The organism is Citrobacter sp. 50677481 (assembly GCF_001463265.1).
In the GTDB taxonomy this organism is placed as follows: Bacteria; Pseudomonadota; Gammaproteobacteria; order Enterobacterales; family Enterobacteriaceae; genus Citrobacter_A; species Citrobacter_A sedlakii.
The window spans coordinates 90187-110369 of record NZ_LNHZ01000064.1; the positions used below are offsets into that span (position 1 = coordinate 90187).

The window sequence follows — 20183 nt, forward strand, 5'->3', positions numbered from 1 at the left end:
CAGCGTTGTCATCGGGCGCGATACCGGCTGGCGATTCATGTAATTTGCCTGTGGTCGACGCTATTTTATTGTCGGGCAAAAACCTCTTTTGCGGCGAACAGCCCGTTTAGCGCAGCCGGAAATCCGGCGTAGACCGCCATCTGCATCATGACTTCAATGATTTCCGCCTGCGTAAGTCCGACATGTAAGGCGGCTTCGATATGCACTTTTAGCTGCGGCGCGGCGTTGCCCATGGCGGTTAATGCCGCGACCGTGGCGATTTCCCGACTGCGTAAATCCAGCTCTGAGCGGGAATAAATGTCGCCAAACGGAAATTCAATCAGATAGCGGGCGAAGTCCGGCGCGATATCCCGCAAACTGTCGATAACCGCATCGCCGCCTTTACCGTCTACCTGTTGCAGCATCTGCTGGCCCTTTATAAAACGCTCGGAATACATGGTCTTTTTCTCCTGGTGCACAGTATGTGGCGTGAGGATAGGATGTCCGAAAAAATATCGATAATACCGTTTTCGTGATACCTTTTTGGTATGACATCACCGCTGATACATGCTCTGGATATCCGTCTGCTGCGCTACTTTGCCGTGGTAGCAGAAGAGAACAACATGAGCCGTGCGGCGCAGCGATTGTTTATGTCGCAGCCCCCACTGAGCCGCCATATTCGCCAGCTTGAAGAACGGCTGGGGGTAACGCTTTTTGTTCGTCATACCAAAGGGTTAACGTTGACAGAAGAAGGGCGGCGGGTGCTTGAAATCGTCGGTCCTCTGCTGGAGATGCAGGAAAAAACCTACGCGATGCTGCAACGGGTCGCACAACGCGGTGATCGCGCGCTACGACTGGGATTAAGCACCGCATTCGAACAAGGCGTGTTTGCACCGCTGGAAACGCAGTTGCGCACGCGCGTGCAGCGACTGCATATCGTACGCCACGGATCGCCAGAACTTGCGCGCCTGGTGCGTCGGGGCAAGCTGGATGCCGCGCTGGTGGCGCTACCGCTGGAGACCGCCGGGCTCGCTGTTACGCCAGTAGACTGGCAGGAGCCGCTGATAGCCGCACTGCCCGCCAGCTGGCCGGAAGCGGAAACCGCCTCACTTTCCCTGAAGGGGCTGAACCACCGACCGTTATTCTGGTTTAAGCGTGAGCGCAATCCGGCGTTCTTTGACTACACGCGGAAAATTTTTCATCGCGCTGGCTATTTCCCCGCCTGTATAGAAGAACCGCTGGAGCACGATGTGCTGCTCGCCCGCATCGCCCACGGCGACGGTCTGAGCTTACTTCCCGCGTCGTTCGCCGCTATTCAGCGCCGGGGCGTAGTTTTCCGCCCGCTATGCAACGGTGAACTGACGCTTCAGGCTGGCCTGGCGACGCTGCCAGAGGACGTTGCGCGATGGCAGTGGCTAGCGTCAGTCCGGTTCTGATACCGGGGTATCCCTGGCGTCATGAATTATTTTCATCTTCCCTGAGTTTTCCTCACCTTTTACGCTGATTTTTAGGTTGACGGCATCGCACTTTTCCGTCATTTTTACATCTGGACGTCTAAACGGATAGATGTTCACAACACAACATATAATGACACGCGATTGATGAGGTAAGGTATGAGCTTTTTTCACGCCAACCAGCGGGAAGCCCTGAATCAGAGCCTGGCGGAAGTCCAGGGTCAGATTAACGTTTCGTTCGAGTTTTTCCCGCCGCGCACCAGTGAAATGGAGCAAACCCTGTGGAATTCTATCGATCGCCTGAGCAGCCTGAAGCCGAAGTTTGTGTCGGTAACGTACGGAGCCAATTCCGGTGAACGCGACCGTACGCACAGCATCATTAAAGGCATTAAAGATCGTACCGGGCTGGAAGCCGCGCCGCATCTGACCTGCATCGACGCGACCCGCGATGAACTGCGTACCATCGCCCGTGACTACTGGAATAACGGCATTCGCCATATCGTTGCCCTGCGCGGCGACCTGCCTCCGGGCAGCGGCAAGCCGGATATGTACGCAACTGACCTGGTCAGCCTGCTGAAAGAAGTGGCGGATTTTGATATCTCCGTGGCGGCCTATCCGGAAGTGCATCCGGAAGCGAAAAGCGCTCAGGCAGATCTGTTGAACCTGAAGCGTAAAGTGGATGCTGGCGCCAACCGCGCGATTACCCAGTTCTTCTTTGACGTCGAAAGCTACCTGCGTTTTCGCGATCGCTGCGTTTCGGCAGGCATTGATGTGGAAATTATCCCTGGCATCCTGCCGGTCTCTAACTTTAAACAGGCGAAGAAGTTCGCGGATATGACCAATGTGCGTATTCCGGCATGGATGTCACAAATGTTTAACGGTCTTGATGACGATGCGGAAACACGGAAACTGGTCGGCGCCAATATTGCTATGGATATGGTTAAGATTCTCAGCCGTGAAGGGGTAAAAGATTTTCATTTCTATACACTTAACCGCGCGGAGATGAGTTACGCAATCTGCCACACACTGGGCGTCAGACCTGCCCTGTAAATACCCCGGCCCTCCCTGGAGGGCTTTTTTACGCCTCGTTTTGATCCACATCTTGTTAACGTAAAATATAAAAGGTATCGACTATCGAATCTGTGGATTATATCGACTATATCTAAGCTCCTGTGGTGTATATCGTAACGGTAACATTGAAAAGGGAGCTGAGATATGAGCACGTCTGACGATACCCATAACACCTTATCCACCGGAAAATGCCCGTTCCATAAGGGCGGTCACGACCAGAGCGCTGGCGCAGGAACCACCAGCCGCGACTGGTGGCCTAACCAACTTCGCGTGGACCTTCTGAATCAACATTCCAATCGTTCCAACCCGCTGGGTGAGGACTTTGACTACCGCAAAGAATTCAGCAAATTAGATTACTCCGCCCTTAAAGGCGATCTCAAAGCGTTGCTGACCGAATCGCAACCGTGGTGGCCTGCCGACTGGGGCAGCTATGCCGGTCTGTTTATTCGTATGGCCTGGCATGGCGCGGGCACTTACCGTTCGATTGACGGACGAGGCGGCGCAGGTCGCGGTCAACAGCGCTTCGCCCCGCTGAACTCCTGGCCTGACAACGTCAGCCTCGACAAAGCACGTCGTCTGCTGTGGCCAATCAAACAAAAATACGGGCAAAAAATTTCCTGGGCGGATCTGTTTATTCTGGCGGGCAACGTGGCGCTGGAAAACTCGGGCTTCCGCACCTTTGGCTTCGGCGCAGGACGTGAAGACGTCTGGGAACCGGATCTCGATGTGAACTGGGGCGATGAGAAAGCCTGGTTGACTCACCGCCACCCGGAAGCGCTGGCGAAAGCGCCGCTGGGCGCCACTGAGATGGGGCTGATCTACGTGAACCCGGAAGGTCCGGATCACAGCGGTGAACCATTGTCTGCGGCGGCGGCTATTCGCGCCACCTTTGGCAACATGGGGATGAATGACGAAGAAACCGTCGCGCTGATCGGCGGCGGACATACGCTTGGGAAAACCCACGGCGCGGCAGCTGCCTCTCACGTTGGGCCAGATCCGGAAGCGGCGCCGATTGAAGCCCAGGGCTTAGGCTGGGCAAGCTCTTTTGGCAGCGGTTCTGGCGCGGATGCGATTACCTCCGGTCTGGAAGTTGTGTGGACGCAAACCCCAACCCAGTGGAGCAATTACTTCTTCGAGAACCTGTTTAAATACGAGTGGGTGCAAACGCGCAGCCCGGCAGGGGCGATCCAGTTTGAAGCGGTGGATGCTCCGGAAATCATTCCGGATCCGTTTGATCCGTCGAAGAAACGTAAGCCGACGATGCTGGTGACCGATCTGACGCTGCGTTTTGATCCGGAATTCGAAAAGATTTCCCGTCGCTTCCTCAACGATCCGCAGGCCTTTAACGAAGCCTTCGCCCGCGCGTGGTTCAAATTAACGCACAGGGATATGGGGCCGAAAGCGCGCTATATCGGTCCGGAAGTACCGAAAGAAGATCTGATCTGGCAGGATCCGCTGCCACAGCCGGTTTATCAACCAACCGAAGAAGACATCATTAACCTGAAGGCGGCGATTGCATCTTCCGGCCTGTCCGTCAGCGAACTGGTTTCTGTCGCCTGGGCGTCGGCGTCCACCTTCCGCGGCGGTGACAAACGCGGCGGCGCCAACGGTGCGCGTCTGGCTTTAGCGCCACAGCGCGACTGGGATGTTAACGCCACGGCGGCGCGCGTATTGCCGGTGCTGGAAGAGATTCAAAAGTCGACGGGTAAAGCCTCTCTGGCCGATATCATCGTGCTGGCCGGGGTGGTGGGCATTGAGAAGGCGGCGAGTGATGCTGGCGTGAGCATTGGCGTACCGTTTACGCCGGGCCGGGTGGATGCCCGTCAGGATCAGACGGATATCGAGACTTTTGAACTGCTTGAGCCGATTGCTGACGGTTTCCGTAACTACCGTGCGCGTCTGGATGTCTCCACCACCGAGTCACTGCTGATTGATAAAGCACAACAGCTTACCCTGACCGCGCCGGAGATGACGGCCCTGGTCGGCGGGATGCGCGTGCTCGGCACAAACTTCGACGGCAGCCAGAACGGCGTCTTCACTGACCGTGTCGGCGTACTCAGCAACGATTTCTTCGTGAATCTGCTGGATATGCGCAACGAATGGAAAGCGACCGATGAGTCTGGCGAACTGTTTGAAGGACGCGATCGTCTGAGCGGCGAAGTGAAGTACACCGCAACCCGCGCTGACCTGGTGTTTGGTTCTAACTCCGTGCTGCGTGCGCTGGCTGAAGTGTATGCCTGCAACGACGCTCGCGAGAAGTTCGTGAAGGACTTTGTCGCGGCATGGGTGAAAGTGATGAATCTCGACCGTTTCGACCTGCTGTAAATGTAAGCCTGGATGCCGGATGGCGTTAGCGCCATCCGGCAAACTCAACTTATTCCCACTCTTGCAGGTAGCGCTGACCGTATTGATCGGCCACCAGCAGGGCGGCATACACTTCGTCCGGCGTCGCACCGCCAGGCATGTTATGGATCGTTTCTCCTTCCGCACAGGCGGCTTCTGCCACAGTGCGCATTTTCGCCGGAATATCCTGTTTAATATCCAGTTGCGCCAGTGTGATTGGTAGACCGACGGAGTGACACAGCGCGGCGACAGTTTCAATTTCTTCTACCGGGGCATTTTCCAGCACCAACTGCGTCAACGTACCAAACGCCACTTTTTCACCATGATAGTAGTGATGCGCATCAGGAATCGCCGTCAGGCCGTTATGGATCGCGTGGGCTGCCGCCAGACCTCCACTTTCAAAACCGACGCCGCTCAGGTAGGTGTTCGCTTCGATTACACGCTCAAGAGCGGGCGTCACAACGTGCTGCTCGGCGGCCAGCATCGCTTTTTCGCCCTCTTCCAGCAGCGTGTTGTAGCACAGCTCAGCCAGCGCCAGCGCGGCCTGGGTGCATTTCCCTCCCGCCATGGTAACCGCGCCGCTACGTGAACAAGCGCGCGCTTCAAACCAGGTTGCCAGCGCATCGCCAATACCTGCGGCTAACAAACGCGACGGGGCGCCAGCGACAATTTTAGTGTCGACGATCACCATGTGCGGGTTATGCGGCAGCATCAGATAACGGTCGAATTCTCCGGCGTCGGTGTAGATAACGGAAAGGGCGCTGCATGGCGCATCGGTGGAGGCAATCGTCGGCGCGATAGCGACCGGTACGTTCATAAAGTGTGCAAGCGCTTTTGCGGTATCAAGCGTTTTACCCCCGCCGATGCCGAGCACAGCCGCACATTGCGCTTTTTCAGCCACGTCGCGCAGTCGGTCAATCTCGTTCTGGGAACATTCGCCGCCAAACGGTGCGATTTCCAGCGTCAGTCCGGCGTCCTGGATGCTTTTTTCCAGCGCGCCCTGGGCGAAACCCAGAACAAATTTGTCGCCGACAACCAGCCAGCGTTCCGCCAGCGGCTTGAGGTAGTCGCCAAGACGTGTGATGACATCTGCTCCCTGGATGTATTTACCAGGTGATTGAATAATGCGATCCATACGTTATCCCCTTTACAGGTTGATGTTTCCGAAAGCGTTTTTCCAGTCTTGCTCAAACTTCTCAATAGCCGACTGTACCGCAGGGGTATCAAGCATTTGTTGCGCTACATCTAAAGGAAGGGTGATCGCTTCGCAACCTGCCAGCAAACAGTCCAGCGCCTGGCGGGGGGTTTTGAAACTGGCCGCCAGCACTTTGCTGTCCGGGGCGTGCAGTTCCAGCAGCGTTTGCAGTTCCTGCACCGTACGGATGCCGTCTCCGCCCTGCGCGTCGACGCGGTTGACGTAGGGCGCGACGTATTTTGCGCCTGCCAGCGCGGCCAGCAGCCCCTGCGATGCGCTGTAGACGGCGGTGCCGAGGGTGGTAATCCCTTCGGTTTTCAGTTGCTTGATTGCGGCCAGTCCTTCGGACGTCACCGGGATTTTCACCACAATGCCCGGTATGGCGTTGTTCAGTCGCTTCGCTTCGCTCACCATGCCCTGCGCGTCGCGGCTCATGGTCTGGGCAAACAGAATGCCGGTTTCGCCAATGGCGTTTTGTAAGCGAGGCAGCACATCCCAAACAGACTCTTTACTTGCCGCCACAATGCTCGGGTTGGTGGTCACGCCCGCAATCGGGAAGATGCGTGCCAGACGTTCGACTTCCCGCACATTGGCGGTATCTAAATACAGCTCCATTTTCCTTCCTCTCAGAGTTCAAGTTCATGTTGCAGCAGACTGGCGATGGCGTCGGCGGACGCGGCGTTCACCAGCGCGTTACGAAATTCTTCATGCATAATCCGGCGGGCCAGGCGCGAGAAAATGCGCATATGCTGATCGCCAGCGGCGTGTTTGTTGAGTGTGAGCATGATGATGAACTGCGCATCGTCGTCTCCCCAACGCACCGGCGCGTTGAGGCGCGCCACGCTGATGGTCGATTGCTCAATGTGTTCAGACTTGCTGTGTGGAATGGCGAAGCTAAAGCCCAAACCGGTGGAGAATACTGCTTCGCGTGCCCAGAGATCGGCTTCCAGTTTGCGTGGATAGCGGCAACGGCCCGCCAGCAGTAAGTTGTCGGTCATTCCTTTGATCACCTCCTCTTTACTGCGCCAGTCGCTGTCAAGCCGGATGCACTCGGCGGTGACCAGCGGGGCGTCCTGCTGGCTCATGCGGAACTGCGCCAGCAAATGTTCCACTTCCAGCGACGTACGGCAGGCCATCGCCTGATTCAGCAACTGGCGACAGGCACGGCTGTCCAGTTGCGCCATCCGCGCTTTAGCGGCGGGGATTGACGGTGCGCTCATGCTGATTTCATCCAGGCCTAACCCCACGAGCAGCGGCAGTACGGAGCCTTTGGCGCCCAGTTCGCCACACAGGCCAATCCATTTTCCCTGGCGATGCACCGCCTGCACCGCGTAGTCCAGCGCGCGTAAAAAGGCCGGATTCAGGCTGTTGTAGTGGCGGGTGACTTTGGCGTTATCGCGATCGACGGCCAGCAGATATTGCGTCAGGTCGTTGCTGCCGATGCTGAAGAAATCAATTTCTTCGCAGCACTGGTCGATAATGAACATTACCGACGGCACTTCCAGCATAATGCCAAGAGGGATTTTCTCATCGAACGGGATGTGTTCATTGCGTAACTGCTGTTTGGCTTCCGCCAGTTTCTCTTTGACCCACAGGATCTCCTCCATGGAGGAGATCATCGGAATCATGATCTTCAGACTGCCGTGGGCGGATGCGCGCAGAATCGATCGCAGTTGGGTGGTAAACAGCGCGGCGTATTCTTCGTAGATGCGTACAGCGCGATAGCCGAGGAACGGGTTGGCTTCGGCAGGAATGTTCAGGTAGTCCACTGGCTTATCGCCGCCGATGTCCATTGTGCGCACGATAATGCTGCGTCCCCGCGCGGACTCCAGCGCCTGGCAAAAAATATTGTATAACTCGTTTTCGTCCGGCGCGCTGGCGCGATCCATATACAGCATTTCCGTGCGGAACAGACCGACCGCTTCCGCACCGTTACTGAATGCCGCCTGGGCTTCAACGGCGTGGGCGATGTTAGCGGCGACTTCCATCCGGATGCCGTCAGCGGTGCGCGCTTCCTGCGTCAGCCAGATGCGCTGCTGTTCACGCAGCGTCTCCTGTACCCGGGCTTCTTGTTGATAATAGCGCTCGATGGCTTCGCTCGGCGACACCACTACCGCGCCTGCGTTTCCGTCGATATACACTTTCTGATGCCGCCACGGTGTTAAGGCCTCTGTCTCTACGCCCACCAGCGTCGGGATATTGAACGAGCGGGCGAGAATGACCGTGTGCGACGTGGTGCCGCCGCTTTTTAACAACAACCCTTTCAGGTACGTTTTATCCAGCTCCAGAAACTGGCTTGGCGTCAGTTCGTCCGCCATACACACGGCTGGCTGGGTCAATTGGCCCGGCGGCGGAAAACGTGTTTCGCCGTAAATATGCTGTAACAGCTGGAAGCAGACGTCACGGACATCCAGCGCGCGTTCCTGCAGATAACTGCTGCTGGAACGGGCGAATTCGTCGCAGAAATGGTTCGCACTTTCGACAATCGCCTGCGCGCAGCTTAAGCCGCGCGAAACGCCAGCCAGCAGATGCTGACGCAGGGATGCGTCGCTTGCCAGTGAACGGTGGGCTTCCAGAATCGCGCTGGTAGGACCGTCACTGTCCAGCAAACGGAACGCAATGTTTTTCGTTAACAACGTCAGACCGCGATCCAGCGCTGACTGTTCCTGCTCCACGTCTTTCGCTGCTGGAAGTTCGCCGAGCGCGTTAAGATCCAGCGAAGAGAGAGGGGTCAGCACGCCACCCGCGCTACCGTTGCAGACGGGGCGGGCGCGGAATAACTGCGGGTTAAGGTGAGTCAGCGAGGCCGGAAGCGCGTCTAATTCACGGTTATTAACCTCTGCGAGCGGCGCATCGCAATGCGGAAATTCATCGCGTAGCCACTGATTCAGTCGTTGGTGGGCATTGGCTTCATCTGCGCCGGTAATCAGCAACTGGCAACGGTCGCCTGCCAGCGTGTCGGTGCCGATCAGCGACAGCGCGCTTTTGGCGTTACCTTTTCGGCCAGTGCGCAGGTTGTGCCATTCAATCTGAGACGTAAAGGTATTGCACAGCGTTTCCACGTGGCTTGCCGGGCGCGCATGGACGCCATTGGGCAGTTCACAGGTAAATTCCACAATCAGGGCCATTGCCTCTCTCCCATAACGGATTTCTGCTTACAGGATAAAAGGGCTTGGTTGAGCTCTGCCATGTGACAAATCTGCCAAAAACTGGATAAATGTAATGTAAGGTGAAAAGTGCGAGTCGCCTCACAACTCGACGCGTTAGCTGTCATCTGTCGGAGAGTAGAAGTTATGAGGCGGATCGCATTTTTGTACTGATATTACAAAAATCCAGTAAATGGCCTTTTTATCCACTGTCTGCGTCGCTGCGGATTGCCTATTGTTTGCCACAACAACGTTATGGATATGGGCTTTCACTGGCCCGGGAGCGACGTATGAAAGAGTTGGTGCAGATCCTGAAAAATACCCGTCAGCATCTGATGACGGGGGTGTCGCATATGATCCCCTTTGTTGTCGCGGGCGGCATCTTGCTGGCGGTCTCCGTCATGCTGTATGGCAAAGGTGCGGTGCCGGATGCCGCAACTGACCCGAATCTGAAGAAACTGTTCGACATCGGCGTCGCCGGGCTGACGCTGATAGTGCCTTTCCTCGCCGCGTATATAGGTTATTCCATAGCTGAACGTTCCGCGCTGGCGCCCTGCGCGATTGGCGCCTGGGTGGGCAACAGCTTTGGCGCCGGGTTTTTTGGTGCGCTGATTGCCGGGATTATCGGCGGTATCGTGGTGCATTACCTGAAAAAAATCCCGGTGCATAAGGTGCTGCGTTCGGTCATGCCGATCTTCGTTATCCCTATCATCGGCACCTTTATCACCGCGGGTATCATGATGTGGGGGCTGGGTGAGCCGGTGGGCGCGCTGACCAGCAGCCTGACGCAATGGTTACAAGGGATGCAGCAAGGCAGCATCGTCATGCTAGCGGTCATTATGGGGCTGATGCTGGCCTTTGATATGGGCGGTCCGGTGAACAAGGTGGCCTATGCCTTCATGCTCATCTGCGTAGCGCAGGGGGTCTATACCGTCGTGGCGATTGCCGCCGTCGCAATCTGCGTACCGCCGCTGGGCTTAGGGCTGGCGACGCTGCTGGGGCGTAAAAACTTCTCTTCTGAAGAACGCGAAGCCGGAAAAGCGGCGCTGGTGATGGGCTGTGTGGGCGTCACCGAAGGGGCGATACCGTTTGCCGCCGCTGACCCGCTGCGCGTGATCCCTTCCATCATGCTCGGTTCTGCCTGTGGCGCGGTTACCGCCGCGCTGTTCGGCGCGCAGTGCTACGCCGGTTGGGGCGGGTTAATCGTGTTGCCGGTGGTAGAAGGAAAACTGGGGTATATCGCTGCGGTTGTGGTTGGCGCGCTCGTTACTGCGCTCTGCGTGAACGTACTGAAAAGCCTGGCGCGGAAGAATGTCTCTCAGACCGATGAAAAAGAAGACGATCTCGATTTAGATTTTGAAATGAATTAAGTGAGGAATAAACCATGACGAAAATTATTGCCGTGACCGCATGCCCTTCTGGCGTTGCGCATACCTATATGGCAGCCGAAGCGCTGGAAAGCGCGGCGAAAGCCAAGGGTTGGGAAGTGAAAGTGGAGACCCAGGGTTCGATTGGCCTGGAAAATGAACTGACGCCAGACGACGTGGCGAGCGCGGATATGGTGATTCTGACCAAAGATATCGGCATTAAGTTTGAAGAGCGTTTTGCCGGGAAGACCATCGTGCGCGTCAACATCAGCGATGCGGTTAAACGTGCCGACGCCATCATGAATAAGATTGACGCGCATCTGGCGCAAACCGCGTAACCGTTTTTGGATTTAAGAGCCTGATGGTCAGGCTTCAGGGAGTTCCTTATGACAGACCGTATCCAACGCCTGAAAAGCGCGCTGTTCCAGAACAACCGGGAAATCTCGCTGGAACGTGCGCTGCTTTACACCGCCAGCCACCAGCAAACCGAAGGCGAGCCGGTTATTCTGCGCCGTGCTAAAGCGACAGCGTATATTCTTGAACATGTTGCCATTTCGATTCGTGATGAAGAATTGATTGCCGGAAACCGTACCGTTAAACCGCGCGCAGGCATTATGTCTCCGGAAATGGATCCGTACTGGTTGCTCAAGGAACTCGATCAGTTTCCGACGCGACCGCAGGACCGTTTTGATATCAGCGATGAGGACAAACGCCTTTATCGCGAAACGCTGTACCCGTACTGGGAGAAGCGTTCGATGAAGGACTTCATCAACGGTCAGATGACTGATGAGGTCAAAGCCGCCGTCAGCACGCAGATTTTTAGCGTCAACCAGACGGATAAAGGGCAGGGGCACATTATCATTGATTATCCGCGCTTGCTGAATAACGGGCTGGGTGAACTGGTGGCGCAAATGCGCGCGCACTGTCAGCGGGCGCCGGATAATCACTTTTATCAGGCCGCGCTGTTGCTGCTGGAGGCGTCGCAGCGTCATATTCTGCGCTATGCCGCGCTGGCGGAGGAGATGGCAGAAGGTTGCGCAGACGAGACGCGTCGTCAGGAATTACTCACCATCGCGGCAAATTCGCGGCATAACGCCGCGCATAAACCACAGACCTTCTGGCAGGCGTGTCAGTTGTTCTGGTACATGAACATCATTTTGCAATATGAGTCTAACGCCAGTTCGCTGTCGCTTGGGCGTTTCGACCAGTATATGCTGCCGTTTTATCAGGCATCGCTGACGCAGGGAAACGATCCTGCGTTTCTGAAAGAGTTGCTCGAGTCCCTGTGGGTAAAGTGCAACGACATCGTGTTATTGCGCTCGACCAGCAGCGCCCGCTATTTCGCCGGTTTCCCAACGGGTTACACTGCGTTGCTTGGCGGATTAACCGAAAACGGACGCAGCGCGGTAAACATCCTCTCTTTCCTGTGTCTTGATGCCTACCAGAGCGTTCAATTGCCGCAGCCAAACCTCGGCGTGCGCACCAATGCGTTAATCGATACGCCATTCCTGATGAAAACGGCGGAGACCATTCGTCTCGGCACCGGTATTCCACAAATTTTCAATGATGAAGTGGTGGTACCGGCTTTTCTGAATCGCGGCGTGTCGCTGGAAGATGCGCGAGATTATGCCGTGGTAGGCTGCGTGGAGCTGTCGATACCGGGACGAACCTATGGTCTGCATGACATCGCCATGTTTAACCTGCTGAAAGTTATGGAAATCAGCCTGTTTGAAAACGAAGGCAATAACGAACTCAGCTATGAAAGCCTGCTGGCGCATATTCGCGCTAAAATCAGCCACTACATCACTCTGATGGTGGAAGGCAGCAATATTTGCGATATCGGCCATCGTGACTGGGCGCCGGTGCCGCTGCTTTCATCGTTTATTAGCGACTGCCTGGAGAAGGGCCGCGATATTACCGACGGCGGTGCGCGCTATAATTTCTCGGGCGTTCAGGGAATTGGCATCGCCAACCTGAGCGACTCTTTGCATGCCCTGAACGGGCTGGTGTTTGAGCAGCAGCGCCTGAGTTTCGATGAACTGCTCGCAGTGCTGAAAGCCAATTTTGCGACGCCGGAAGGGGAAAAAATCCGCGCCCGGCTGATCAACCGCTTCGAAAAATACGGTAACGACATTGATGATGTCGATAACATTAGCGCTGAACTGTTGCGTCATTACTGCAAAGAAGTCGAAAAATATCAGAACCCGCGAGGCGGCCAGTTTACGCCTGGCTCTTATACCGTTTCCGCGCATGTGCCGCTGGGCGCGGTAGTTGGAGCGACGCCAGACGGTCGCTTCGCCGGAGAACAGTTGGCGGACGGGGGGCTGTCGCCCATGCTTGGGCAGGATATGCAAGGGCCGACGGCGGTGCTGAAATCAGTCAGTAAACTCGACAACACGCTGCTCTCTAACGGCACGCTGCTGAACGTGAAGTTTACGCCAGCGACCCTCGAAGGCGAAGCGGGCCTGCGCAAGCTGGCCGATTTCCTGCGTGCATTTACCCAATTGAAGCTGCAGCATATCCAGTTTAACGTCGTGAATGCCGAAACGCTGCGCGAAGCGCAACAACGTCCTCAGGATTTTGCTGGTCTGGTGGTTCGCGTGGCGGGCTACAGCGCCTTCTTTGTTGAGCTGTCGAAGGAGATCCAGGATGACATCATTCGGCGCACCGCGCATCAGTTGTGAGGTGCTGGATCCGCGTCGCGAAGACGTTGCGCGCATCTTCAATATTCAGCGTTACTCGCTGAATGACGGACAGGGGATACGCACGGTAGTCTTTTTTAAAGGCTGCCCACATACCTGTCCGTGGTGCGCCAATCCTGAATCCATTTCGCCACGTATCGAAACCGTGCGGCGGGAAAGCAAATGCCTGCATTGCGCGCCGTGTCTGCGGGATGCTGACGAGTGTCCTTCCGGGGCGTTTGAGCGAATTGGGCGTGATATCACGCTGGATGAGCTGGAGGGTGAAGTCATGAAAGACGACATTTTCTTTCGCACGTCCGGTGGCGGTGTGACCCTCTCCGGCGGCGAGGTCTTGATGCAGGCTCCCTTCGCAACCCGCTTCCTGCACCGCCTGCGGCGCTGGGGCGTGCGCTGCGCGATTGAAACCGCGGGTGATGCGCCTGCCAGTCGTCTTCTGCCGCTGGCGAAAGCCTGCGATGAGGTGCTCTTTGATTTAAAAATCATGTCGCCGGAGCAGGCGCGCGATATCGTAAACATGAACCAGCCGCGGGTGCTGGCGAATCTGCGACTGCTGGTGGCGGAAGGTGTTCATGTCATTCCGCGTCTGCCGCTGATCCCGGGTTATACCCTCACGCCCGGGAATATGCAGCACGCGCTGAGCCTGCTGTTATCGCTTGGTATAAAACACGTTCACCTGTTACCGTTTCATTTGTACGGTGAACCGAAATATCGCCTGCTCGGGCAGGCGTGGGCGATGAAAGATATTCCGGCCCCGACGGCAGAAACCGTGGCGATTTACCGCGCCATGGCCGAGAGAGCTGGTTTTGAGGTGACCACAGGAGGTTAATATGTCCAGCTCAACGGGACGCTATCTGGTTGCGGTGACCGCGTGCGTCAGCGGCGTGGCGCATACTTACATGGCGGCAGAACGTCTGGAGAAGCTCTGTCAGCAGGAAAAGTGGAGCATTAAAATTGAAACGCAGGGCGCGCTGGGGATAGAAAACCGATTAACGGAAGAGGATATCAGCCGGGCCGACGCCGTTCTGTTGATTACCGACATCGAGCTGGCTGGCGCGGAGCGTTTTATTCATAGCCGCTACGTGCAGTCGGGGATCAGTGCGTTTTTGCGCGAACCGCAGCGGGTAATCAGCGTGGTACGTAAACTGCTTTCCGCCCCGCAGCAAACCCATTTTATTCTGAACTAGCCTGCTTTTCCGTCAATTGACTGTGGTACTGGCGACGGTACTCAGACGGCGAGCGTTCCGTATTTTTACGAAACAGGCGGCAAAAGTAATTGCTGTCCACAAATCCACAGGTGTGAGCCACCTCTTTTACTTTCAGATCGTAGCCCTTCAGTAACGTTTTCGCGTGTTCCAGCCGTGTGTGATTAAGGTATTCGTTAAAGCCGACAGCGCCTGTTTTTTGAAACAGGTGTGAAAGATAGTTAGGCGAAATATAAAACGCCTGGGCCACTGACTCACGGGTGAGCGGCGAAGCGTAATGCTCGTCGATATAATCGCGAATGGCTTCAAACAGCGCCTGGCTCCGGGATGAGGTCTGAATCTGGCTGCCGAGCAGATCGCGGCAGTGGCTAAGCAGGCTGGCGACAATTAACCGCGCGGTTTGCTGCTCCTGCGGCTGCATCTGCATTTCATTAAGCGTTTGTAGCAGGAAAGAGCCGATGCGTGGGCCGCGTCGCGCAACGTGCTGCTTCGTCAGGTTCTGAAAGGTTGTTCCGTCCCATTGCACAACGCTGAAGCCTAGCTGCTGTTTGCCAAACAGAATACTGAGCGTCGTTGTCGGCGCCTGCCAGCGTGGGAGGTTCCAGCCGCCCGCCGGAACGTAGAGCGCGTCGCAGTCTGTCAGCGTATCGCCAACGCTGGCGTCGGCCAGTTCGCCTTCCAGTACGATCTCCAGCCGAGGAAAATCCACCTGATAGGCCAGTTCCGGTGAAGGCGCGCTGGTACCAGCAAAGTAAATCTGGCGCAGCGGAGCGGGGCCATTAATCAGGCGGGAAAGAAGATGGCTGACGTCTTGAAACATGTTGATCCCTTGCAGAGCGCAGACAGGGAAACAGTATCGTTGAAACCTGATGGTCTCAAGTGATTATTGCCGGATGCGCGTCGTTTGCCCGGCCTACATTTGTAGACCGGGTAAGGGGGCCGCCGCCATTCGGCACTGCCGTGGGTTACTGATTGCCGGGGCGATCGCCATACGGCAGGGTGTCGTAATCAATCAACGCTTTTTTCTTGTACGGATTGCCAATCCAGCGCGTGATCTCTTTAAACTGCGGGTTGACGACAGAGCGAGTAGGATCGAAACCGTCGTAGCTTAAACCCGCTAAGTCCGACCAGGTGTAGATCAGTTCAGAACTGCTGTACTTCCTGTCTACGTCCTGCGAGAAGTCGCGCGGATGCGCCGCCTGCCACTTTTCCGACGTCCACAGCAGGAACGGTACGGTATACATATGGCGCGTCGGATTGTCTTCGTTGCGTCCCTGCGTTTTGTGCGGCGGCGTGTCGTACACTTCTTCACCGTGATCGGAAAAATAGAGCAGGAAGCCGTTCGGGTCGGTCGCTTTATAATCGCGGATCAGACTCGCCACCACCTTGTCGTTGTACAGGTTGGCGTTGTCGTAATCGTTGTACGACTCCAGCTCCTCTTCGCTCAGACCTGGCGGGACGTGGTCGGTATTTCCATCAAATTTCCCCTCGTTTTCGGGATAGCGGAATTTGTACTTAATGTGTGTTCCCAGCAAATGGACGATGATGAATTTTTTCGGCGCCGGGTCGGCCATGACTTCTTTAAACGGCGCAAGCACATTGGTGTCATATTCACGTGCGCTCTGCGTGCGCTGCTGGTTCATATAGAACTGCTTATCAGTCTGTTTAGAGAACACCGTCAGCATGGTATTACGCGCGGTCATCGTCTGCTGATTAGTGATCCAGAAGGTCTTATATCCCGCCTGTTTCATCATGTTCATCAGCGACGGTTTGGTCAGATACAGGTCCGGATGCTTCTCATTAGCGAAGGTCAGCGCCTGCTGAAGAATCTCAATCGTGTAGGGGCGCGAGGTCACCACGTTATTGAAGACGGTCAGATTCGGGTCAGTCTTACGAAGCGCGTCCAGTTGCGGTGTGGTTTCTCGCGGATAGCCGTACAGGCTCATGCGACCACGTTGAGTGGATTCGCCAATGACCAGTACCAGCGTGCGCGGCGCGTCGCCGCTGCTGTCTTTGAAATTCGCCAGCGGCGGCAGAGCGTGGTTTTCACTGAGCAGGTTATTCAGCGAAGAAAGCTGGCGCTGATACTGATAATAGCCCGAGATAAACTGCCACGGCGCGGCGGGCTCCATGCGTGACGCCAGGCTGTCCAGCGTCTTCTCAAACGGCTTGTGCTTGATAAACGTATTCACCGCCATCGGATGCAGGATCAGCCCGTAAAGCAGGGCAAATGACACCAGATAGCGCCACGGCGAAGGAATATAAACCGGGCGCAGACGCGTCCACAGGAAGATCGCGACCGCCGTATAGGCCAGTGCGATAAGCACAAGTTTCAGACTGAAATACTGTGCCAGATACTCGCTGGCTTCATTGGCGTTGCTTTCAAACATGACGAACAGGACGCTTTGCGAGAACTCCTGGCCGTAAATGACGTAATAACTGAGCGCGGCCAGTGACGTTGCCCACAGGATAATGCCGATGACCGCCGCAATGACGCGGATGCGGTTCGGAAACAGGATCACCGGAATCAGCCACAGGGAACTGAACAGCAAAGAGTCCCGCAGCCCGTTGGTGCCGCTGTAGCCGCTGATAAAAATGGTTGCCTGAAGTAAAGTTGAAAAAAACCAAAAATAGAGAAGCGCCCAGCCCAGCGCTTTTCCGCTAAACGCAGAGGGAGACTGGAGTTTTGTGGAATGCATGTGAATAGCCTGTCTTTAAACGTGATGCAAAACGTAACGACAAAACCTTAAGAAATTCTGAAGCGCTCCCCGCCCGAAGGGGGAAGGGAGCGCCTGAAAATTCTTACGGTGGAAAAAACAGACAGGAATATATTTAAAACGAAGTATTTATGACAGTTATATTTCAGGTCACCCTCGCGCCATCGCACGAGGGTGACGAGAGAAGGAACGTTAGCCGGTGTTACGCATACCAGCCGCCACCCCAGCGATGGTCACCATCAGCGCCTGCTCAACGCGCGGATCCGGCTCTTTACCCTGTTCTTCCGTCAGACGCGAGCGGTGCAGTAACTCTGCCTGCAGGACGTTTAGCGGGTCGGTGTAGATATTACGCAACTGGATAGATTCGGCAATCCACGGCAGATCGGCCATCAGATGTGAATCGTTCGCGATATCCAGCACCACCTTGATGTCTTCTTGCAGCAGGTCACGCAGCTCTTTACCCAGCGGCCACAGTTCTTTCGACACCAGACGCTGATCGTAATATTCCGCCAGCCACAAATCCGCTTTTGCGAACACCATTTCCAGCATGCCGAGACGGGTGGAGAAGAACGGCCAGTCGCGGCACATGGCTTCCAGTTCGCTTTGCTTACCATCTTCAACCACTTTTTGCAGCGCGGTACCGGCGCCCAGCCAGGCGGGCAGCATCAGACGGTTTTGTGTCCAGGCGAAGATCCACGGAATGGCGCGCAGTGATTCCACGCCGCCGGTCGGACGGCGTTTCGCCGGACGTGAACCGAGCGGCAGTTTGCCCAGTTCCTGTTCCGGCGTTGCAGAGCGGAAGTAAGGCACGAAGTCTTTGTTTTCACGCACATAGCCCCGGTACAGATCGCAGGAGATCACCGACAGCTCGTCCATGATATGACGCCAGCCGTCTTTCGGTTCCGGCGGCGGCAGCAGATTCGCTTCCAGGATGGCGCTGGTATACAGCGACAGGCTGCTGACGGTCACTTCCGGCAAACCGTATTTAAAGCGGATCATTTCGCCCTGTTCGGTCACGCGCAGACCGCCTTTCAGGCTGCCTGGCGGCTGCGACAGCAATGCGGCGTGAGCTGGCGCGCCGCCGCGACCAATCGAGCCGCCGCGACCGTGGAACAGCGTCAGTTCGATACCCGCTTTCTCGCAGGTTTTGATGAGCGCATCCTGTGCCTGATACTGTGCCCAGGACGCCGCCATGACTCCGGCGTCTTTCGCCGAGTCGGAATAGCCGATCATCACCATCTGCTTGCCCTGGATCAAACCGCGATACCAGTCGATGTTCAGCAGTTGGGTCATGACATCGTCGGCGTTGTTCAGGTCGTCGAGGGTTTCAAACAGCGGGGCAACCGGCATGGCGAAACCAATGCCCGCTTCTTTCAGCAGCAGGTGTACCGCCAGCACGTCAGACGGCGTTTTCGCCATGGAAATCACGTAGGCGGCAATAGACCCTTTCGGCGCTTCAGCGATGACTTTACAGGTGTCGAGCACTTCACGGGTGTCGTTGCTTGGCTCCCAGTGATGCGGCAGCAATGGACGCTTGGAATTCAGTTCGCGGATCAGGAACGCCTGTTTTTCCGCTTCTGACCAGCTTTCATAGTCGCCGATGCCGAGATAGCGGGTTAGTTCACCCAGCGCTTCGGTGTGGCGAGTGCTTTCCTGACGGATATCAATACGCACCAGCGGTACGCCGAAACATTTCACGCGGCGCAGGGTATCGAGCAGTTCGCCGTTGGCGATAATCCCCATACCGCAAGCCTGTAAGGACTGATAGCAGGCGTAAAGCGGTTCCCAAAGCTGTTCGTTTTGCGTCAGCAATCCCGCTGGTTTCGGTAGCTTTTCGCCTTTCAGGCGAGCCTCCAGCCAGGCCTGTGTCGCCATCAGGCGGGCGCGCAGATTTTTCATCAGATAGCGATAAGGCTCCGAGGCGCCTTCTTCACCCACCATCGCTAACAGTTCCGGCGTGGCGTCAACCATCGACAATTCAGAGACCAGAACCTGAATATCTTTCAGGAACAGGTCGGTGGCCTTCCAGCGGCTCAGTAGCAGGACATGGCGGGTAATGTCGGCGGTAACATTCGGGTTACCGTCACGGTCGCCGCCCATCCACGAGGTGAATCGCACGGGCACGAAATCAACCGGCAACTGGTAGCCCAGATTCTCTTCAAGCTGTTCGTTTAGCTCGCGCAGGTAGTTAGGAACACCCTGCCAGAGACTGTTCTCCACCACCGCGAAGCCCCATTTTGCTTCGTCTACCGGGCTGGGGCGCAGCTTACGAATTTCATCGGTATGCCAGGACTGGGCGATCAGCTGGCGTAGACGGCGCATCAGCTGGTGACGTTCGTAATCGACGATGTCCTTGTTGTCGAGCTGTTTTAAGCAGGCGTTAACTTCCACCATTTTGTGGATCAGCGTGCGGCGGGTAATTTCCGTCGGGTGGGCGGTTAGCACCAGTTCAAGCGACAGGGATTCCACCGCTTTTTTGATGGTCGCTTCGTTAAGATCCGGCTGATTTTTGAGTTTACGCAGGGTGCGGGCAATCACTTCCGGGTTGCTGGCGGCTTCGCCTTTCGGCGAAATGCTGTGGTATTGCTCGGCGGTATTGGCCAGATTGAGGAACTGGCTGAACGCGCGGGCAACGGGCAGCAGCTCATCGTTCGACAAATTCTGTAACGTGGTGAGCAACTCCTGGCGGTTTGCCTCATTGCCAGCGCGTGAAGATTTAGACAGCTTACGGATTGTTTCTACGCGATCAAGAATGTTCTCTCCCAGCGCATCCTTGATGGTTTCTCCCAGCACTTTGCCGAGCATACTGACATTACTACGCAACGCGGAATATTGTTCGTTCATATTAACCCAGACACCCCATCTCTGTTGTAATTGTCCTGCGCTTTTCGCGTCGTAGCGGCGCTCGACACCTGAAGTTACCGGCTTATGTCAGTCCCCTGGATGTGCTTGTTTGCCGCCTTACTACACCACGAAATATGTTGGACATTGTTCTTCGTCGTCTTTT

Annotated in this window: 15 protein-coding genes; 8 read left to right on the forward strand and 7 right to left on the reverse strand. The window is 56.0% G+C overall.

The annotated features are described in order from the left end of the window. Positions 1-65: 65 nt before the first annotated feature. Positions 66-437 carry a carboxymuconolactone decarboxylase family protein gene (locus APU02_RS19725; RefSeq protein WP_060571007.1) on the reverse strand — a complete coding sequence of 124 codons (372 nt, stop codon included), beginning with the start codon at positions 435-437 and terminating at the stop codon, positions 66-68. Positions 438-527: 90 nt separating this feature from the next. Here APU02_RS19725 and APU02_RS19730 point away from each other — a divergent pair, with 90 nt between their 5' ends. The 3 genes from APU02_RS19730 (at position 528) to katG (ending at position 4829) form a co-directional block, all read left to right on the forward strand. Further along, on the forward strand, positions 528-1415 hold the full coding sequence (locus APU02_RS19730; protein WP_060571008.1) for a LysR family transcriptional regulator: 888 nt from the start codon (positions 528-530) through the stop codon (positions 1413-1415). 177 nt (positions 1416-1592) lie between these two features. Then, complete coding sequence (metF, locus tag APU02_RS19735; protein WP_042292615.1) at positions 1593-2483, forward strand: methylenetetrahydrofolate reductase; 891 nt, start codon at positions 1593-1595, stop codon at positions 2481-2483. 165 nt (positions 2484-2648) lie between these two features. After that, on the forward strand, positions 2649-4829 hold the full coding sequence (gene katG / locus APU02_RS19740; RefSeq protein ID WP_060571009.1) for a catalase/peroxidase HPI: 2181 nt from the start codon (positions 2649-2651) through the stop codon (positions 4827-4829). Positions 4830-4878: 49 nt separating this feature from the next. On the opposite strand, the gene APU02_RS26345 is transcribed toward katG, so the two are convergent. From APU02_RS26345 to ptsP, 3 genes are read right to left on the reverse strand one after another with little or no spacing between them, the layout of a single operon-like run. Continuing rightward, positions 4879-5982 carry a glycerol dehydrogenase gene (locus APU02_RS26345; RefSeq protein ID WP_060571010.1) on the reverse strand — a complete coding sequence of 368 codons (1104 nt, stop codon included), beginning with the start codon at positions 5980-5982 and terminating at the stop codon, positions 4879-4881. Between the two features lie 12 nt (positions 5983-5994). Continuing rightward, positions 5995-6657, reverse strand: coding sequence for a fructose-6-phosphate aldolase (gene fsa / locus APU02_RS26350; RefSeq protein WP_042292623.1), 663 nt, complete (start codon positions 6655-6657; stop codon positions 5995-5997). An 11-nt stretch (positions 6658-6668) separates the two neighbouring features. Next, complete coding sequence (ptsP, locus tag APU02_RS19755; RefSeq protein ID WP_042292626.1) at positions 6669-9170, reverse strand: phosphoenolpyruvate--protein phosphotransferase; 2502 nt, start codon at positions 9168-9170, stop codon at positions 6669-6671. A gap of 308 nt (positions 9171-9478) precedes the next feature. On the opposite strand from ptsP, the gene APU02_RS19760 reads away from it, so the two are divergent. Genes APU02_RS19760 through APU02_RS19780 form a run of 5 tightly spaced genes read left to right on the forward strand, consistent with a single transcriptional unit; the run spans position 9479 to position 14441 of the window. After that, a complete protein-coding gene (locus APU02_RS19760) occupies positions 9479-10558 on the forward strand; it encodes a PTS fructose transporter subunit EIIC (protein ID WP_060571011.1) in 1080 nt (359 codons plus the stop codon). A 14-nt stretch (positions 10559-10572) separates the two neighbouring features. Further along, entirely contained in the window at positions 10573-10893 is a 321-nt protein-coding gene (locus tag APU02_RS19765) for a PTS fructose-like transporter subunit IIB (protein WP_012907781.1), read from the forward strand. Between the two features lie 48 nt (positions 10894-10941). Continuing rightward, positions 10942-13239, forward strand: coding sequence for a formate C-acetyltransferase (locus tag APU02_RS19770; protein WP_060571012.1), 2298 nt, complete (start codon positions 10942-10944; stop codon positions 13237-13239). Further along, complete coding sequence (locus APU02_RS19775) at positions 13205-14083, forward strand: [formate-C-acetyltransferase]-activating enzyme (RefSeq protein WP_060571013.1); 879 nt, start codon at positions 13205-13207, stop codon at positions 14081-14083. The genes APU02_RS19770 and APU02_RS19775 overlap by 35 nt, the downstream gene beginning before the upstream one ends. Position 14084: 1 nt before the next feature. After that, positions 14085-14441, forward strand: a complete 357-nt coding sequence (locus tag APU02_RS19780) for a PTS fructose-like transporter subunit IIB (RefSeq protein ID WP_042292636.1) — start codon at positions 14085-14087, stop codon at positions 14439-14441. On the opposite strand, the gene APU02_RS19785 is transcribed toward APU02_RS19780, so the two are convergent. From APU02_RS19785 to ppc, 3 genes are all read right to left on the reverse strand, one after another. Continuing rightward, positions 14428-15279 carry an AraC family transcriptional regulator gene (locus APU02_RS19785; RefSeq protein WP_060571014.1) on the reverse strand — a complete coding sequence of 284 codons (852 nt, stop codon included), beginning with the start codon at positions 15277-15279 and terminating at the stop codon, positions 14428-14430. The two genes, APU02_RS19780 and APU02_RS19785, sit on opposite strands and share 14 nt — an antisense overlap. 145 nt (positions 15280-15424) lie before the next feature. Beyond that, the gene (locus APU02_RS19790; RefSeq protein WP_060571015.1) at positions 15425-17158 is read right to left on the reverse strand and encodes a phosphoethanolamine transferase CptA; all 1734 of its coding nucleotides are present in this window, start codon (positions 17156-17158) and stop codon (positions 15425-15427) included. Between the two features lie 210 nt (positions 17159-17368). After that, the gene (ppc, locus tag APU02_RS19795; RefSeq protein WP_060571016.1) at positions 17369-20020 is read right to left on the reverse strand and encodes a phosphoenolpyruvate carboxylase; all 2652 of its coding nucleotides are present in this window, start codon (positions 20018-20020) and stop codon (positions 17369-17371) included. Between the last annotated feature and the right edge of the window lie 163 nt (positions 20021-20183).

Bases quoted from the DNA above. Each gene is read 5' to 3' on its own strand.
- APU02_RS19725 (WP_060571007.1), bottom strand. From the start codon at position 437: ATGTATTCCGAGCGTTTTATAAAGGGCCAGCAGATGCTGCAACAGGTA.
- APU02_RS19730 (WP_060571008.1), top strand. From the start codon at position 528: ATGACATCACCGCTGATACATGCTCTGGATATCCGTCTGCTGCGCTAC.
- metF (WP_042292615.1), top strand. From the start codon at position 1,593: ATGAGCTTTTTTCACGCCAACCAGCGGGAAGCCCTGAATCAGAGCCTG.
- katG (WP_060571009.1), top strand. From the start codon at position 2,649: ATGAGCACGTCTGACGATACCCATAACACCTTATCCACCGGAAAATGC.
- APU02_RS26345 (WP_060571010.1), bottom strand. From the start codon at position 5,982: ATGGATCGCATTATTCAATCACCTGGTAAATACATCCAGGGAGCAGAT.
- fsa (WP_042292623.1), bottom strand. From the start codon at position 6,657: ATGGAGCTGTATTTAGATACCGCCAATGTGCGGGAAGTCGAACGTCTG.
- ptsP (WP_042292626.1), bottom strand. From the start codon at position 9,170: ATGGCCCTGATTGTGGAATTTACCTGTGAACTGCCCAATGGCGTCCAT.
- APU02_RS19760 (WP_060571011.1), top strand. From the start codon at position 9,479: ATGAAAGAGTTGGTGCAGATCCTGAAAAATACCCGTCAGCATCTGATG.
- APU02_RS19765 (WP_012907781.1), top strand. From the start codon at position 10,573: ATGACGAAAATTATTGCCGTGACCGCATGCCCTTCTGGCGTTGCGCAT.
- APU02_RS19770 (WP_060571012.1), top strand. From the start codon at position 10,942: ATGACAGACCGTATCCAACGCCTGAAAAGCGCGCTGTTCCAGAACAAC.
- APU02_RS19775 (WP_060571013.1), top strand. From the start codon at position 13,205: ATGACATCATTCGGCGCACCGCGCATCAGTTGTGAGGTGCTGGATCCG.
- APU02_RS19780 (WP_042292636.1), top strand. From the start codon at position 14,085: ATGTCCAGCTCAACGGGACGCTATCTGGTTGCGGTGACCGCGTGCGTC.
- APU02_RS19785 (WP_060571014.1), bottom strand. From the start codon at position 15,279: ATGTTTCAAGACGTCAGCCATCTTCTTTCCCGCCTGATTAATGGCCCC.
- APU02_RS19790 (WP_060571015.1), bottom strand. From the start codon at position 17,158: ATGCATTCCACAAAACTCCAGTCTCCCTCTGCGTTTAGCGGAAAAGCG.
- ppc (WP_060571016.1), bottom strand. From the start codon at position 20,020: ATGAACGAACAATATTCCGCGTTGCGTAGTAATGTCAGTATGCTCGGC.